1 protein-coding gene is annotated in these 19,002 nt (G+C 75.0%); it reads left to right on the top strand.

Annotated features, from left to right (window positions below; genetic code table 11):
* Window positions 1-13: 13 nt before the first annotated feature.
* Window positions 14-19,000 (top strand): non-ribosomal peptide synthase/polyketide synthase, encoded by an 18,987-nt coding sequence (locus ACFYXC_RS19035; protein ID WP_389553002.1) that lies wholly within the window; start codon window positions 14-16, stop codon window positions 18,998-19,000.
* Window positions 19,001-19,002: the final 2 nt, after the last annotated feature.

The raw sequence follows: 19,002 nt of genomic DNA on the forward strand, positions 1-19,002 counted from the left end.
CGAAGGACCCTCCATGACGGACCTGCACAACGAACCGGCCCCGGCATACCCGTCCCCACGGGCGAACGACGTCACCCCCGGAGGCGGTGCGGGCGCCGCGGTGCCGCACCTGCCGCTCGGCGAACTGTTCGAGGCGTGGGCGAGCCGAACGCCGGACGCGCCGGCGGTGACCGACGGCCGGCGGACGTGGTCCTACCGGGAACTGGAACAGCGAACCGGCCGCCTGGCCGCCGATCTCGTACGCCGCGGGGCCGGGCCCGAGCGGACGGTGGCGCTGGTCCTGCCGCGCTCACTGGAGCTGATCGCCGCCGAACTGGCCGTCGCGCGCGCAGGGGCCGCCTTCCTGCCGGTGGACCCCCAATACCCCGCCGAGCGGCGCGCGTTGATGCTCGCCGACGCGGCACCGGCCGTCGTCCTGGACGATCCGGCCGCCCTGCGCGCCGCCATGGAGTCCGGCGGGCCGGTCCCTGGTCCGGGCCCCCGGGTGGGCGCCGACCACGCCGCGTACGTCATCTACACCTCGGGCTCGACGGGCACGCCCAAGGGAGTGACCGTCACCCACCGCGGCATCGCCGACTTCACCGCGGGCGCCGCCGGACGGTACGCCGTGGGCCCCGGCGACCGGGTGCTGCAGTTCTCCTCGCCCAGCTTCGACGCCTCCGTGCTGGAACTGTTCATCTCCGTGCTGTCCGGCGCCACCCTCGTCGTACCGCCCGACGGTCCCTGGCTGGGCGACGAACTCGTCTCCGTGGTCAACGAGCACCACATCACCCACGCCCTGATCCCGCCGGCCGCCCTGGCCACCCTGACCGACCCGGCCCGCGTCGAACCGGACCGGCTGCGCACGCTGATCGTGGGAGCCGAGGCGTGCCCGGCGGCACTCGTCGACCGCTGGGCGCCCGGCCGCCGGATGATCAACTCCTACGGGCCCACCGAGACGACCATCGTGGCCTCCTGGACCGGACCGCTGTCCGCCGGCAGCGGCACACCGGGCATCGGCAGGCCCCTCGCCGGCACCGAGGTGCACGTGCTGGACGCGGCCCTGCGGCCGGTGCCGCCGGGATGCGACGGCGAACTGTACATCGGCGGTGAGGGAGTGGCCCGCGGATACCTCGGCCGGCCCGGCCTCACCGCCCAGCGCTTCGTCGCCAGCCCCTTCGGGCCGCCCGGTGCCCGGCTCTACCGCACCGGAGACCGGGGACGCCGGGACACCGACGGCGAACTGCACTACCTGGGCCGGGCCGACCGCCAGGTCAAGGTGCGGGGCTTCCGTATCGAGCCCGGCGAGATCGAGGCGGCACTGCGGCGCCACAGCGCCGTGCGGGACGCCGTCGTCGTGGTGCGCGAGGACGAGCCCGGCCGGCGGCGGCTCGTCGGCTACGTCACCCCCGCCGACCCGCGACACGTCCCCGAGCCGCCCGAGCTGAGGGCGGCCGTGGCCGCGGCCCTGCCGTCACACATGGTGCCGTCCGCCGTCGTCGTCCTGGAGGCCCTGCCGCTCACCCCGCAGCACAAGATCGACCGGCGTGCCCTGCCCGCGCCCGTCCGCACGGCCGCCCCGGGACACGTGGCGCCGCGCACCCCTCGGGAGCGGATGCTCGCCGACGTCTGGGCGGACGTCCTCGGGAGCGAGGCAGTGGGCGCCGAGGACGACTTCTTCGACCTCGGCGGCGACTCCATCCTCGCCGCCCGCGTACTGGCCCGGATCCGCGAGGAACTCGGCGCCCGCCTGACGATCCGGGACGTGTTCACCGCGCGTACCGTCGCCGCACTGGCCCGGCTGCTCGGTGCACCGGCCTCTGCGGCACCCCTGGACCCGATCCCGGCCGTCCCGCGTGACCGGCCGCTCCCGCTCTCCAGCGCCCAGCGACGCCTGTGGTTCCTGGACGACCTCACCGCCGGCGGCACCGAGTACAACACCGGCCTGGCACTGCGGCTGCGCGGCACACTGGACGTCGGGGCGCTGCGCCGTGCCCTGGACCGCCTGGCGGCCCGTCACGACTCCCTGCGCACGACCTTCGCCACGTACGACGGCCAGGGGACGCAACGCGTGCATCCACGGGCCGAGCTCCCGTTGCGCACCACCGACGTGACCCACCTGCCCGCCGACCAGCGGGACGAGGCCGTCGAACGACTGCTCACCGGGGAACTGGGCCGTCCCTTCGACCTGGCGGCCGGTCCGCTCACCCGGGCCCTGCTCGTCCGCCGCGGCGACGAGGACCAGGTGCTGCTGCTGGCCCAGCACCACATCGTCACCGACGGCTGGTCCGTGGGCATCCTGACCCGTGACCTGGCGGCACTGTACCGGTCCGAGGTGTCCGGCACGGCGGACGGACTGCCCGCACCCGGCGTGCAGTACCCGGACTTCGCCGTGTGGGAACGGCGACAGCGCGCCGGCGACGGCCCGCACGGCGACGCGGACGACCTCGCCTACTGGAAACGGCACCTGGCGGGCATGCCGCCACTGGAACTGCCCACCGACCGTCCCCGGCCCGCGGTGCGCACCACGGCGGGCGCCGCGCACCGGCAGCACCTTCCGGCCGAGCTGGTCACGCGGCTGCGGCACCTGGCCGCAGGACGCGGTACGACCGTCTTCACCCTGTTCGCCGGGGCGGCGGCGGTGCTCTTCTCCCGGTACTCCGGGCAGCGGGACATCGCCTTCGGCACCGTGACCACCGGGCGCGGACGCCGCGAACTGGAGGACGTGACCGGGTTCTTCGCCAACACCGTCGTGCTGCGCGGCGAGGTGGACGACGCCGTGACCGTCGACCGGTTCGTGGAGAGCATGCGGGCCACGGTGCTGGACGCCTTCGCCCACGAAGCGGTGCCCTTCGACCGGGTGGTGGAGGAACTGGCGCCGACCCGGGACCCGAGCCGCACCCCGCTGGTGCAGGTGCTCGTGGTGCAGCAGACCGCCCTGAGCGACCCGCCGCAGGCCGGCCCCGTGCGCATCGAGCCCCACCCGCTGCCCCGTCCGGCCGCCCGGTTCGACCTGGTCCTCGAGTTCGTACCGCGGGCCGACGGCGGCTGCGAACTCACGGTCGAGTACAACACCGACCTCTTCGAGGCGGAGACCGTCGCACGGATGAGCCGCCATCTGCACCGGCTGCTGGAAGGCATGGCCGACGGGCCGCACCGCACGGTGGGCGAGCTCCCGCTGCTGTCGGCGGACGAACTGCGCACCCTGCTCCAGTCATGGAACCCGCGCCCCGCGGACACCGGACACGCGGCGGTCCGCACCCTGCCCGCGCTGTTCGAGGCACAGGTGGCGCGGACGCCCGACCGGACCGCCGTGGTCTGCGGACCCGATCGCCTGGACTACGCCGAGGTCAACCGGCGCGCCAACCGGCTCGCCCGGCTGCTGGCCGCCCGCGGCGCCGGGCCCGAGACGCTGGTGGCGCTGTGCCTGCCGCGGACGGCGGACCTCTTGGCGGTGCTGTGGGCCGTGCTCAAGGCGGGCGCGGGATACCTGCCGGTGGACCCCGGCTACCCGGCCGAGCGCATCCGCTTCATGATCGCCGACGCCGCTCCCGCCCTCGTCGTCGCCACCCACGAGACCGCCGCGGCGCTGCCCGCGGACTGCGCTCCGCTGCTCCTGGAGGACTGCCTCCCGCGGAGGACCGCGGTCGGCAGCGACGCCACCGGTCCCGGTACCGATACCGGATCCGACACCGGCTTCACCGACACCGACACCGACCTGACCGACGCCGACCGGGTGCGGCCCCTCGACCCGGAGCATCCCGCGTACGTCATCTACACCTCGGGCTCGACCGGACGTCCCAAGGGCGTCATGGTCGCCCACCGCAGCGTCACGGCGCTCGCGGCGTGGGCGGGGGAGCGGTTCGGCCCCGGGCGGATGTCCCACGTGGTGGCCTCCACCTCGCTCAACTTCGACGTGTCGGTCTTCGAGATGCTCTGCCCCCTGCTCGTCGGCGGCTGCATCGAGGTCGTCGCCGACCTTCCAGCCCTCGCCGACACCACGGAACCCCGGCGGGCCGGACTGGTCAGCGGTGTGCCGTCCGTGGTCTCCCGGATGCTCGCCGACGGCGGCGCGCCCGTCGAGGCGGACACCGTCGTCCTGGCCGGTGAGGCGCTTCCCGCGCAGACCGTGCACGACCTGCGGCGAGCCATGCCGGACGCCGACGTCGCCAACATCTACGGCCCCACCGAGGCCACGGTCTACGCCACCGCGTGGTTCGCCGGCGGCGCGGCACCGGACCAGGCCCCGCCCATCGGCAGGCCCGTGGCCCGCACCCGGGCCTACGTCCTGGACCGCCTGCTGCGTCCCCAGCCGCCCGGCGTGACGGGGGAGCTGCACCTCGGCGGCGACGGACTGGCACGCGGCTACCTGGGACGCCCGGGGCTGACCGCCTCGCGGTTCGTCGCCGACCCCTTCGGCGCGCCGGGGGACCGCATGTACCGCACCGGGGACCTGGTGCGGTGGACCACCGACGGCGAACTGGAGTACCTGGGCCGCACCGACCAGCAGGTCAAGGTGCGCGGCTTCCGCATCGAACTGGGCGAGGTGGAGGAGGCGCTGCGCGGCCTCGACGGGGTGACGGAGGCGGCGGCCACCGTCCGGGAGAGCGAGGGCCACCGGCGACTGGTCGGCTACGTCGTCGCCGCCCCGGACGCGCGCGTCGAGCCCGAGGAGATACGCCGGACCCTCGGCCGTACCCTGCCCGACTACATGGTGCCGGCGGCCGTCATGGTCCTCGCCGACCTGCCCCTCAACCCGAACGGCAAGCTGGACCGGGACCGCCTCCCGGACCCGGGGCCCGCCCGCAGCACGTCGCACCACGTGGCGCCGCGTACGCCGACCGAGCGCGTCCTCGCCGGCATCTGGGCGGACATCCTGCGCGTGGACCGCATCGGCGTGGACGACAACTTCTTCATGCTGGGCGGCGACTCCATCCTCAGCATCCAGGTCGTGGCCCAGGCCCGGCAGGCGGGCCTCACCCTGACCTCCCGGGACGTCTACCGCCACCAGACGATCGCCGCCCTCGCCCGCTGCGCCGACGCGGCCGGCGACCGTACGCCCGCCGCCCCGGCCCGGGTTCCCGCCACCGGCGACGCGCCGTTGACGCCCATCCAGCGCTGGCTGTTCGACAGTGCCGCCGAACGCGCCGGCCGCTTCGCCCAGACCCTGTCGTTCCACGTCGCCGACGACCTGGACCCGACGGCGCTGGAGGACGCCCTCAACGACCTCGTCGCCCACCACGACGCGCTGCGCTCGTGCTTCCGTACCGAACGGACTCCCGAGCAGCCTCCCGGAGAGGTCCCCGCCGTCCCTGCCGCCTGGCGCATCGAGGACCGGGCACCGCGGGTACGCCTGGCCCGCCACGCGGGCCCGGACACCGACACACCGCATCACAGCCCGTTCGACCTGCGCCACGGCCCCCTGCTGCGCGCCGTGCTGCACGACCGCGGACCGGGCCGGTCCGCGGTGCTGCACCTGGCCGTGCACCACCTGGTCGTCGACGGCGTGTCCTGGCGCGTCCTCCTGGAGGACCTCGACCGTGCCTACCGCGCCCGCCGGGAAGGCCGGGACGGGCAGGCGGCGCTGCCCCCGAAGTCCTCACCGCTGAGGCACTGGGCCGGGCGGCTGTCCGCGCACGCGGCCGGCGGCGGCTTCGACGACGAGGTCGCGTACTGGACGGAGGCCGTCGCCGGCGCCCGGGCGGACCTGCCCACCGACGCCGAAGCCGAGGGCGACCGGGACCGGGACGGTGCGGGCGCCGACACCTACGCCTCCGCGCGCTCGGTGACCGTGCGCCTCACGCCCGAGGACACCTCCGCCCTGCTGCGCACCCTGCCGGACACCTACCGCACCCAGGTCAACGACGTGCTGCTGAGCGCGCTCGGCCGGGTGCTGTGCTCATGGACCGGGCACGAGCGGGTCCTGGTGGACGTGGAAGGGCACGGCCGCGAGGAACTGTTCGCGGACACGGACGCCAGCCGTACCGTCGGCTGGTTCACCACCCGTCACCCCGTCGCCCTCGCCGTCCCGCCGGAGGCCGACGCCGACTGGGACGCCGTCCTCAAGCAGGTCAAGGAGCAGCTGCGGGCGGTGCCCCGGCACGGCGTCGGACACGACGTCCTGCGCCACCTCGCCGTCCCGCGGACCCTGCCCGAGGCACCGCGGGCGCAGGTCAGCTTCAACTACCTGGGCAGGTTCGGACTCCCGGACACCACCGGCGGCCTGTACGCGGGCCAGTTCCGCCCGCTCGAACTGGACGCCGACCCCGCAGCCGTGCGCCCGCACCCGCTGGAGGTCGTGGGCCGACTGGACGGCGACGCGCTGGAGTTCACCTGGTTCTACTCCGCGGACCTGCACACGAGAAGCACCGTCGCCGACCTGGCCGCACACTTCGCCGACGCGCTGGCCGCCATCGCGCGGCACGCCGGCCGGCCCGGCAGCGCCGGGCGCACCCCCTCCGACTTCCCGCTGGCCCGGCTCGACCAGGCGGCCGTGGACCGGATCGCGGGGGACGACCCGGGCGCGGTGGAGGACATCCACCCGCTCACCCCCACCCAGGCCGGCATGCTCTTCCACGGACTCTCCCAGGACGACCGGGGCGTCTACTTCCAGCAGCTGACCTTCGACCTGGACGGCGTCCCCGACCCGGCCGCGCTGGCGGCGGCCTGGCAGCGCGTCACGGACCACACGCCCGTGCTGCGCGGCCACGTCGTCTGGCAGGACGTGCCCGAGCCGCTCCTGGTGGTACGCCGTCACGCGACCCTGCCCGTGACCCACCTGGACTGGCGCGACCTGGGCGAGGAGGAACGCGAGCACCGGCTGCGCGACCTGCTGGACCGGGACCGCGAACAGGGCATCGACCTGGACCGGGCCCCGCTGCAACGGCTGGTGCTCGCCAGGGTCTCCGACGGCGGCGTACGCGTGGTGTGGTCGTTCCACCACCTGGTCCTGGACGGCTGGAGCCTGTTCCAGGTGCTGTCCGACGTCTTCGCCGGACATGCCACGGCCGGACGGGAGCCGCTGCCCGACCGGCGGCCCTTCCGGGACTACGTGGCCTGGCTGCACGAGCGCGACCGCGACGGGGCGGAGGCCGGCCAGCACTGGCACCGCCGCCTGGCGGACCTGGCCGAGGCCACCGCGCTGCCGTACGACCGGGAGCCGCGCGAGAGCCACCGCGCGGAGTCCACGGCGGCGGTCCGCACCGCCGTGGACGCGGCCACCACCCGGGCGCTGGAGGAGCTGGCCAGGACGGCCGGGCTGACCCTCAACACGCTCGTGCAGGGTGCCTGGGCGCTGCTGCTGAGCCGGCAGGCCCGCCGGTCCGACGTCGTGTTCGGCACGACCGTGTCCGGGCGGCCGCCCGAGCTGCCGGGCGCCGACAGCATGACCGGCCTGTTCATCACCACCCTGCCCACACGGGTGACGGTGCCGCACGACGGGACCCTGCTCGACTGGCTGCGCGACCTGCAGCAGGAGCAGAGCGAGGACCGCCGCTTCGACCACATGCCGCTGACCCGGATGAAGGGGTTCACCGAACTCCCCGAGCGGGTCGCCCTGTTCGACAGCATCGTGGTCTTCGAGAACTACCCGGTCGACGACGGCCTGGCCGCCGCGCACGGACTGCGGCTGAAGGGCCTGGACGGCATCGAGACCACCAACTACCCGCTGAGTCTGGTGGCCTACCCGGGCACCGAACTGGGGCTGCGGCTCGGCTACGACCCACGGTTGTTCGACGCGGACACCGTGGAGCGCATGGTCGAGTACCTCACCGTCCTGCTGGCGGGCATGGCCGAGACTCCCCAAGATCCGCCCGCCCGACTGCCGTTGGTGACGGCCGCTCGCCGCCGTCAGGTGGTCGAGGAGTGGAACGACACGGCCACGGACGCACCCGAGTCGACCGTGGCGGAGCTGTTCGCCGCGCAGGTGCGGCGTACGCCGGACGCCGTGGCGCTGGAGACGGACACGGAGCGGCTCACCTACCGGGAACTCGACGCCAGGGCGGCCCTGATGGCGGGCCGGCTCGGCGCGCTGGGCGTGGCGCCCGAGGTCCCGGTGGGCGTCCTGATGCATCGTTCGGCCGATCTCGTGGTCGTCCAGCTCGCCCTGGTCCGCACCGGCGGCGTGTACGTCCCGCTGGACGGCAGGGCACCGCACGAGCGGCTGCGGCGGATGCTCACCGAGGCGGGCGCGCGGCTCCTGCTGACCGACGCCGAAGCCGAAGCCGACGCCGTATCCGGCGTCGACACCGAATCCGACGCCGCTGCCGGCTTCGGGGGCACGGCGGAGGAGGTGCTGCCCGACGGCACCGTCCTGCGCGTGGCCGACCTCCTGACGGCCGGCCTTCCCGGCACGGACGCGGAGGCCACCCGCACCCGGGATTCCCGGGACGGCGGGACCACCCGTTCCCAGGACGGCGATGTGGCGCGCCGTCAGGAGATCCACCCCGACAACGTCCAGTACCTGATGTTCACGTCCGGCTCCACCGGCACCCCCAAGGGGGTCGCGGTGCGCCAGCGGGACGTCGCCGCGCTCGCCCTCGACGGCTCCTTCGCCGGCCACGACCGGGTCCTCGTGCACTCCCCGCACGCCTTCGACGCCGCCACCTACGAGGTGTGGGTGCCGCTGCTGCGCGGCGGGACGGCCGTGCTGGCCCCGGCGGCCGAGGTGGACGCCGCCGTCGTCCGCCGAGCGATCACCGGGCAGGGGGTGCGGTGCCTGTGGCTGACCGCTGGCCTGTTCCGGCTGCTCGCCCAGGAGGACCCCACCTGCCTGCGCGGTGCCCGTGAGGTGTGGACCGGCGGCGAGGCCGTACCGGGCGCCGTGGTCGGCCGTGTGCTCGACGCCTGCCCCGGCCTCACCGTGGTCGACGGCTACGGACCGACCGAGACCACCACCTTCGCCACCCGGCGGGTCTTCCGCGCCGGCGACCCGCTGCCGCCGGTGCTGCCCATCGGGCGTCCCCTCGACAACACCCGCGTGTATGTGCTGGACGACGTCCTGCAGCCTCAACCGCCTGGTGTGCCTGGGGAGTTGTACGTCGCGGGTGCCGGACTGGCCCGTGGCTACGCGGGACGGCCCGGCGCGACCGCCGCCCGCTACCTGCCCGACCCGTTCGGCCCGCCCGGCGGGCGGATGTACCGCACCGGCGACATCGTGCGATGGAGCGCCGACGGCGAACTGCACTTCGTGGGACGCGCGGACGACCAGGTCAAGATCCGGGGATTCCGCGTCGAGCCCACCGAGATAGAGGCCCGGCTCACCGCCCACCCGGCCGTGGCCGAGGCGGTCGTCTCGGTCTACGAACACACCGGACGCAAGCGGCTGGCCGCCCACCTCGTGCCCGCGCCCTCCGCCGCCGTGCCCTCCGCGGGCGAACTGCGCGTGCACGTCGTCGCCGAGCTGCCCGACTACATGGTGCCCGCCGCCTTCGTCACCCTGGACGAGTTGCCCCTGACGGCCAACGGCAAGGTGGACCGGCGCCGGCTGCCCGCACCCGACTGGACGGCGGCCGGCGACGCCGCGTACCGCGCGCCGCGTACCGAGACCGAACGCGTCCTCGCCGGGATCTGGGCGGAACTGCTCGGAGTGGAACGGGTCGGCGCCGACGCCAACTTCTTCATGCTGGGCGGCGACTCGATCCTCAGCATCCAGGTCGTCTCCCGGGCCCGTGCCGCCGGGCTCGCGCTCACCCCGCGGGACCTGTTCCGGCATCCGACGGTCGCCGCGCTGGCCGCCGCCGCGGCCACCGGGACGGCCGTACCCGTCGCCGGGACCGGGCCGGTGAGCGGCGAGGTCCCGCTGACCCCGATCCAGCACTGGTTCCTCGATCCCGGGCCGCGGCGGCCGGAGTTCTTCAACCAGTCAGTCGTCGTCGAGACCCCCGAAGACGTCGACCCGGCGGCCCTGCGCCGCGCCCTGACAGCCGTGTACGCGCACCATGACGCCCTGCGCTGCCGTTTCGTCCGGTCCGCCGACGGCTCCTGGCGCCAGGAGTGCCCCGGAGCCGACGAGGGGACCCCGGACCTGCTGGAGGTCTGCGACCTGGGCGGACTGGCGCAGAGCGCGGCCGAGGAGACCGAGACCCGCATGACCGCCGAGGCGCACGCCGCCTTCCGCCTGGCGGAGGGGCCGCCGCTGACGGCCCGCCTGTTCACCGGCACCAGGAGTACCACGGGCATCACGAGCACCACGGGGATCACTGGCACCACCGGCGCCCGGCTGCTCCTGGTCGTGCACCACCTGGTCGTCGACGGCGTCTCCTGGCGCGTCCTGCTGGAGGACCTGGAGACCGCCTACGGGCAGGCCCGCGCCGGAGAACCCGTACGCCTGCCGGAGCGGACGACCTCCGTCCAGGAGTGGGCGCGGCGGCTGCACGCGCACACCGCGGCGGGCGGTTTCGCCGCGCAGCGCGAGCACTGGGAGACGGTGGCCCGGCACTGCGCCGCGCCCCTGCCGGTGGACGGCGGCGGCACCAACACCATGGCCGACGTGGCCGCGGTGACCGTACGCCTGGACCGGCGCCACACCGACGACCTGCTGCGCAAGGTGCCCGGCACCTACCGCACCCGCGTCGACGACGTCCTGCTGACCGCCCTCGGCCGGGTGCTCGCCGGCTGGACCGGACGGCGGACCGTCACGGTCGGCCTGGAGGGCCACGGCCGCGAGGACCAGCTGTTCGACGACATCGACCTGTCCCGCACGGTCGGCTGGTTCACCACGCTGTTCCCGGTCGCCCTCGACCTCCCGGACGGGGACTGGGGCACGGCCCTGAAGTCCGTGAAGGAGCAGCTGCGGTCGGTGCCGGAGCGGGGCCTCGGCCACGGCGCGCTGCGTCACCTGGCACGCGACGGGCGGCTCGCCGGCGCGCCGATGCCGGGGGTCAGTTTCAACTACCTGGGCCGCTTCGACTGGTCGGCCCACGGCGGCGCCCTGGTGCGCTCCGTACCGGGCGGTCTCGACGGCGCCGAAGCGCCCGAGCAGGTGCGCCCGCACGTGCTCGACGTGGTCGCCCGCGTCGAGGACGGCGAGCTGGAGATCAGCTGGCACTACAGCCGGCACCTGCACCGCGAGGAGACCGTCGCCGGCCTCGCGACCGGCCTGCTCCGGGCGCTGGAGGACGTCGTCGCGCACTGTGCCGATCCGCGGGCGGGAGGCCGTACGCCGTCGGACTTCCCGCTGGTCCGGATCGACCAGGCGGCCGTGGACCGGGTCGTGGGCGACGGCCGGTCGGTCGAGGACCTGTACCCGCTGACGCCCATGCAGGGGGGCATGCTGTTCCACAGCCTGATGGACCCCGACAGCCGCACCTACGTCAACCAGGTGCAGCTGGTGCTGTCGGGCGTCACCGATCCGCGGGCCCTGGCCGAGGCGTGGCAGCGGACGGTGGACGCCAACCCGATGCTGCGCACCCGCCAGGTGTGGCAGGAGACCGCCGAACCGCTCCAGGCCGTGCTGCGGCGGGCGACCGTGCCCGTCACCCACCACGACTGGTCCGGATGGTCCGACGAGCACCGCGAGACGGAACTCGCCCGGCTGGTCGACGGGGACCGGCAGGCCGGCATCGACCTGGAGACGGCCCCGCTGATGCGCCTGGCCCTGATCCGGCTCTCGCCCGAACGGGTGCGGATGCTGTGGACGTTCCACCACCTGCTGCTCGACGGGTGGAGCGCGGCCCAGGTCTTCGACGAGGTGTGCGAACGGTACGCGGCGTTCACCGCCGGGCGCCCCCCGCGGGTTCCCGACCGCGCCCCCTACGGCGACTTCCTGCACTGGCTCACCGGGCAGGACACCGAGCGGGCGGAGAACTTCTGGCGCGAGGCGCTGGCCGGATTCCCCGCCGCCACCGAACTGCCGCGCGACCGGCGCCCCGCCGAGGCGCACCGCACCTCGTCCTCCGGATCCGTGCGGGTGACACTCGACCACGAGGTGTCCGCGCGGCTGCGGCGGACCGCGCAGGAGGCGGGCCTGACCGTCAACACCGTGCTCCAGGGCGCCTGGGCGCTGCTGCTGTCCCGCTACGGCGGCGGGGACGACGTCGTGTTCGGCACCACCGTCTCCGGCCGGCCCGCCGACCTGCCCGGCGTGACCTCCATGGTCGGCCTGTTCATCAACACCCTGCCCACCCGGGCGCGGATCGACGGAGACCGCCGGCTCCTCGACTGGCTGGGCGAACTCCAGGCCGCCCAGTCGGAGTCCCGGCGGCACGACTTCGTCTCCCTCGCCCAGCTCCAGACCTGGAGCGAGGTACCGGGCGGCACCACCCTGTTCGACAGCATCGTGGTCTTCGAGAACTACCCGTTCGACGCGGACGCCCTGGCCCGGCACGGCCTGGCCATGGAACAAGAACGCGACGTGGAGCCGACGAACTACCCGCTCAGCGTGGTGGTCGCACCCGGCGACACCCTGACGGTCACCCTCGACTACGACCCCGCCGCCTTCGACGCCGCCACCGTCGACGGCATCGGCGCGAGCCTGCGCACGCTGCTGACCGAGATGGCCACCGACCCGGACCGCGACCTGGCCGACCTGCCGCTGGTGTCCGGCCAGGAGGGCCGCCGGCTCCTCGACCGCTTCGGCGGCCCGGTGACCCGGGCCCCGTACCGGACACTGCCCGAGGCGTTCGGCTCCCAGGTGGCGCGCACCCCGGACGCCCCGGCCGTGCTCGGCGGCGAGGGCCGGGAACAGCTCACCTACCGGCAACTCGACGAGCGCGCCAACCGGCTGGCCCGGCTGCTCATCGACGCGGGGGCCGGGCCCGAACGGTTCGTCGCGCTCGCCCTGCCCCGCACCCCCGACCTGGTCGTGGCACTGCTGGCGGTCCTCAAGAGCGGCGCCGCCTACCTGCCCGTCGACCCCGGGTACCCGGCCGAGCGCATCGCGTTCCTCTTCGACGACGTACGGCCCGAGGCGGTCGTCACCTGCGGGGAGACCGGCGCCCGGCTGCCGGCGGGTCCGTTCACCCGGATCGCCCTCGACGACCCCGCCTACGCCGCGCGCCTGGCCGCCTCGTCCGCCGCCGGCATCGCCGACGACGAACGCCACGGAAGGCTGCTGCCGGACCACCCCGCCTACGTCATCCACACCTCCGGCTCGACCGGCCGGCCCAAGGGGGTCGTCGTCGCCCAGTCGTCGGTCCTCGCGCTGACCGACTGGGCCGCCGCCGAGTTCGGCGGACGGGGTCTGGCGCACGTGGTGGCCTCCACCTCGCTCAACTTCGACGTGTCCGTGTTCGAGATCTTCTCTCCGCTGCTGGCGGGCGGCCGCGTCGAGATCGTCCATGACCTGCTGACCCTCGCCGAGCGCACGGAGCCGTGGCGGGCGGGACTGCTCAGCGCGGTGCCCTCCGCGCTGGGCCGGCTGCTCGCGGAGGACACCGTCCGCGTCAGCGCCGACACCGTGGTCCTCGCCGGTGAGGCACTGCCCGCGCGGACCGTGCGCCAGGTGCGCTCGGCGGTCCCCGGCTGCCGGGTGATGAACATCTACGGCCCCACCGAGGCCACCGTCTACGCCACCGCCTTCACCTGCGACCCGGCCGAACCCGACCGCCTCCCGCCCATCGGCAGGCCCGTCGGCGGAGCCCGCGCCTACGTCCTGGACACCCGGCTGCGCCCGGTGCCCGCGGGTGTGCCGGGCGAGCTGTACCTCGCCGGGACCGGTGTCGCCCGCGGCTACCTGCACCGGCCGGGTCTGACCGCGTCCCGCTTCCCCGCCGACCCGTTCGGCCCGCCCGGCGCCCGCATGTACCGCACCGGGGACCTCGTACGGTGGACCGTCGACGGCGACCTGGTGTACCTCGGCCGCTCGGACGACCAGGTGAAGGTCCGCGGCTTCCGCATCGAACTCGGCGAGGTCGAGGCCGCGCTGACCCGGCACCCCGCCGTGTCCGCGGCGGCCGCCCGCGTGGTCGAGCACGACGGCCACAAACGCCTGGTCGGATACGCCGTCCCCGACGCCGCCGAACTGCCCGAGCCCGCCGACCTGCGCGCCTTCCTCGCACGCACGCTCCCCGACCACCTGGTCCCCGCGCTCGTCGTACCGCTGGAACGGCTGCCGCTCGGGGCCACCGGCAAGCTGGACCGGCGCGCGCTGCCCGACCCCGTGTGGTCGGCGCCCCGCGGGACCGGTGACAGTCCGCCGCGCACCGAGGCCGAACGGACCCTCGCCGCGATCTGGTCCGAGGTACTGGGCGTGCCCGAAGTGGGCGCGCGCGACAACTACTTCGCGCTCGGCGGCGACTCGGTCCTCGGCATCCAGATCGTCTCCGCCGCCCGCCGGGCGGGTCTGGCCCTGACACCCCGACACCTGTTCCGCCACCAGACCGTGGCGGAACTGGCCGCCGCGGCCGAGGCGCCCACGGCCCCGCGGACCGTGGCGGAGCAGGGCCCGGTCGTCGGGGAGGTGCCGCTGACACCCGTCCAGCACTGGCTGTTCGACACCCTCACCGGCGACCCCGCGCGGCTCACCCAGGCGGTCTCCTTCCACCTGGCCGCCGACACCGACGAGACCCTGCTGCGGGCCGCCCTCGCCGCCGTCCTGGACCACCACGACGCCCTGCGCCTGCGCTTCGAGCCGCTCGGCGACGGACGGTGGCGGCAGCACGGCACGGCGCCGGGGGAGGAACCACACCTGGAGGTGCACGACGTCTCCGGCGGCACCGGCGCGGGGACGCGAGAGCCCTCCGGCGCCTCGGCTCCGACAACGGCTGAGCCGTCCGGCGCCTGTGACGCGGCGATACGCGCCCTCACCGACCGCCTGTCCGCCGTGTTCGACCTCGCCGAAGGCCCCCTCCTCCGGGCCGCCCTGTGCCGGACCGGCACAGGCCGGCGGCCGGTCCTGCTCCTCGCCGCCCACCACCTGGCCGTGGACGCGGTGTCCTGGCGCGTGATCCTGGACGACCTCGACACCGCGTACCAGGCGCTGCGCGCCGGCGGGCGGGCCGACCTCGGACCGAAGACCACCTCCTTCCGCGCGTGGGCCCAGCGGCTGGCCGACCACACCGCGTCCGGCGGTTTCGACGACGAACTCGCCCACTGGCAGGCCCTGTCCACCGACACCGCACCCCTGCCCGTCGACCTCGACGGAGCCGACACCGCCGCCTGCGAGGAGACGGTGACGGTGGGCCTGGACGCCGACGAGACCCGGCGACTGCTTCAGGACGTACCGGACGTCTACCGCACCCGCGTCAACGACGTCCTGCTGTACGCCCTGGGCCGGGTCCTGGCCCGCTGGACCGGGCAGGACCGCGTCACGGTGACGCTGGAGGGCCACGGCCGCGAGGAACTGTTCGACGACGTCGACCTGGCCCGCACCGTCGGCTGGTTCACCACCATGTTCCCCGTCGCCCTCGACGTCCCCAGGGACGCGGGCACCGCGGCGGCCCTGAAATCCGTCAAGGAGAGCCTGCGGGGCGTGCCGGGGGGCGGCCTCGGGTACGGCGCCCTGCGCCACCTGCACCCCGAAGGAGACCGGCTCGGCCTGCCGGAACTGCCCCAGGTCGGCTTCAACTACCTGGGCCGGCAGGACCGCAACACCACGGTGGGCGGCCTGCTGCACACTCCGTACGCCGCACTGGCCGGCGGCATCGACCGTGCCGCGGACCGGCCGCACCTCCTCGACGTCCTCGGCCAAGTCGTCGGCGAACGCCTGGAGTTCAGCTGGTCGTACTCGCGCGAGGTGTACCGGCGCGACACGGTGGCCGCACTGGCCGCCGAGCTCGCCGACGAACTGCGGCAGCTCGTGCGGCACTGCGCCGAACCCGGCGCCGGCGGGCGCACCCCGTCGGACTTCCCGCTCGTCCCGCTCGACCAGGCGGCCGTGGACCGGCTGGTGGGCACCGGCCGCGACGTCGTGGACCTCTACCCGCTCACCCCCACCCAGACCGGCATGGTCGTGCACGGACTCGACGAGACCGGACAGGGCCTGTACGTCGAGCAGATCACGTTCGTCGTGGACGGAGCGCGCGACCCGCGCCTGCTCGCCGCCGCCTGGCAGCACGTGGTCGACCACACGCCCGTCCTGCGCACCGCCGTGGTGCTGAGCGGCGTGCCCGTCCCGCTCCAGGCCGTCCACCGCACCGCCGTGCTGCCGGTCACCGAGCACGACTGGACCGCCCTGACCCCGGCCGAGCGCGACACGGCACTGGAGCGGACTCTCGCCGAGGACAAGGCCCGCGGCCTGGCCCTGGACCGCGCTCCGCTGCTGCGCCTCGCCCTGATCCGGCTCGGTCCGGACCAGGTGCGGGCCGTGTGGACCTTCCACCACATCCTGCTGGACGGCTGGAGCGTCTTCCACGTCCTTGCCGACGTCATGGCCGCGCACGCGGCGCTCGTCCGGGACGAGGAACCCCGGCTGCCGGACCGCCGCCCGTTCGCCGACTACGCCGCCTGGCTCGCCGACCGGGACACCGCGCCGGCCGAGGAGCACTGGCGGAGCGTCCTCGCGGACCTGCCCGCCCCGACACCGCTGCCCTACGACCGCAGGCCCGCCCAGAGTTCCACGGCCCGCTCCGACACCTGGCTGTCCCAGTGGCTGGGAACGGAGGAGACCAAACGCCTCGAGGACTTCGCCCGTCGTAACCGCCTGACCCTCAACACCGTGGCGCAGGGCGCCTGGGCACTGCTGCTGTCGCGGTGGAGCGGCGAACGGGAGGTGTGCTTCGGCACCACCGTCTCCGGGCGGCCCGCCGACCTGCCCGGCGCCGACACCATCACCGGCCTGTTCATCACCACCCTGCCCGCCCGGGTCGCCGTGGACGGCGCCGCCGCCTGCGACACCTGGCTGCGGGAGACCCAGGCCGCACGCGCCGAGGACCGCCGCTTCGACCACGTACCCCTGACCGACCTCCAGGCATGGAGCGGCCTGCCCGCCGGGACACCGCTGTTCGACAGTCTCCTGGTCTTCGAGAACTACCCGGTCGGCGACGCCACGGCAGGCGCCCACGGCGTCCAGGTGACCGACCTCGACGCCCGGGAGGCCACCAACTACCCGCTCACCGTGGTCATCTCGCCCGGCGAGCGGCTCGGCGTCGAACTCGGCTACGACCCCCACCACTTCGACGCGGCCACCGCGCGCTCCCTGGCCGACCAACTCCTGCACACGCTGGGCGAACTGGCCGCCGCCGCGGACGCCGACCGGCTGGACGCGATCGACATCGTGCCGCCGGGGGACCGGGCGCGGCTGCTGCGCGGCCCCGCCCGCCCGGAGCTCGCACCCGTCACCCCGGCCACCCTGCCCGCCCTGATCGAGGCGGCGGTGGACGGCCGTCCGACGGCCACGGCACTGAGCGCGCCCGGCCTGTCCCTGTCCTTCGCCGAGACGGAGGCACGGGCCAACCGCCTGGCGCACCGGCTCATCGCCCGCGGCGCGGGCCCCGGCACCCTCGTCGCCCTGGTCCTGCCCCGCTCGGCGGACATGGTCCTCGCCCAGCTGGCGGTCACCAAGACCGGCGCCGCCTTCCTGCCGGTGGACCCCGACTACCCGCCCGAGCGGGTCGCGTTCATGCTGCGGGACGCGGCGCCCGCCGTCACCCTCGACGCCGCCCAGACCGCCGCCCTGCTCGCGGGCGGACAGGACGGGTACGACGGACACGACGGACCGGACGGCACACCCGGGCACCGGCCCACCGACGCCGACCGCCACCGTCCGCTGGACCTGGACGACCCGGCCTACGTCATCTACACCTCCGGCTCCACCGGCACCCCCAAGGGTGTGGTGGTCACCCACCGGGGCCTGGCGGGCTTCGCAGCCGCCGAGGCCGCGCACTACCAGGTGGCGCCGGGCGACCGGGTGCTGGCGTTCGCCACACCCAGCTTCGACGCCTCGGTCCTGGAGCTGTGCATGTCCCTTCCGCGGGGCGCCTCCCTGGTCGTCCCGCGCCCCGGCCCGCTGCTCGGCGCCGAACTGGCCGACGTGCTGCGCACCGAGCGGATCACCCACACCCTGCTGCCCCCGGCCGCGCTGGCCACCCTGCCGCCGGACACCCCCGGCACCCTGCCAGACCTGAAGACCCTGACCGTGGGCGCCGACGCGTGCGGCGCCGACCTCGTCGCCCGCTGGGCCCCGCACCACCGCCTGGTCAACTCCTACGGGCCGACCGAGGCCACCGTCGTCGCCACCTGGTCGGACCCCCTGGAGCCGGACGGCACCGCCCCGCCCATCGGCCGCCCACTGCCCGCCACCGGGGCCTACGTCCTGGACGCCCGGCGGCGGCCGGTCCCCGACGGCGTGGCGGGCGAACTGTGGCTCAGCGGACCGGCACTGGCCCGCGGCTACCTGGGCCGGCCCGGTCTGACCGCGACCCGGTTCACCGCCGACCCGTTCGGGCCGCCCGGCACCCGCATGTACCGCACCGGGGACCTCGTACGGCGCGACGCCCGCGGTGAACTGCACTACCTGGGCCGCACCGACCACCAGCTCAAGCTGCGCGGCCACCGCATCGAGGCGGGCGAGGTCGAGGCGGTGCTCGTGCGCCACCCGGCCGTGCTGGACGCCGTGGTGAGCGTACGGGAGGACGAACCGGGCCTGCCGCGCCTGGTCGCCCACCTGCTCGGCGCACCCGGCGCCGAAGCACCCACCGCCGCCGACCTGCGGGCGCTGGCCGCCGCCACCCTGCCCGGCCCCATGGTGCCCACGGCGTACGTGGTGCTGGAGCGCTTCCCGCTCACCGAGAACGGCAAGACCGACCGGGCCGCCCTGCCCGCGCCGGCACCGCAAGGGCCACGGACGACGGAACACGTCGCTCCCCGCACCCCCACCGAGGAGGTCCTGGCCGCCCTCTGGGAGGAGGCCCTGGACACGCCCGTCGGCGCCGAGGACGACTACTTCGACCTCGGCGGCGACTCCCTGCGCGCCCTGCTCATCAGCTCACGGGCCAACGACGCCTTCGGCGTGGCCCTCACGCCCCGCGACGTGCTGGTCCACCGCACGGTCGCGGCCCTGGCGGAGCTGGTGGAGGAACAGGTGCTCAGCGAACTCGAACTCGAAGACGCCGCACGCGGCGACAGCGACCACGACGAACGGTGAGG

The sequence above is a fragment of the Streptomyces sp. NPDC002701 genome (assembly GCF_042889045.1).
Taxonomy (GTDB): domain Bacteria; phylum Actinomycetota; class Actinomycetes; order Streptomycetales; family Streptomycetaceae; genus Streptomyces.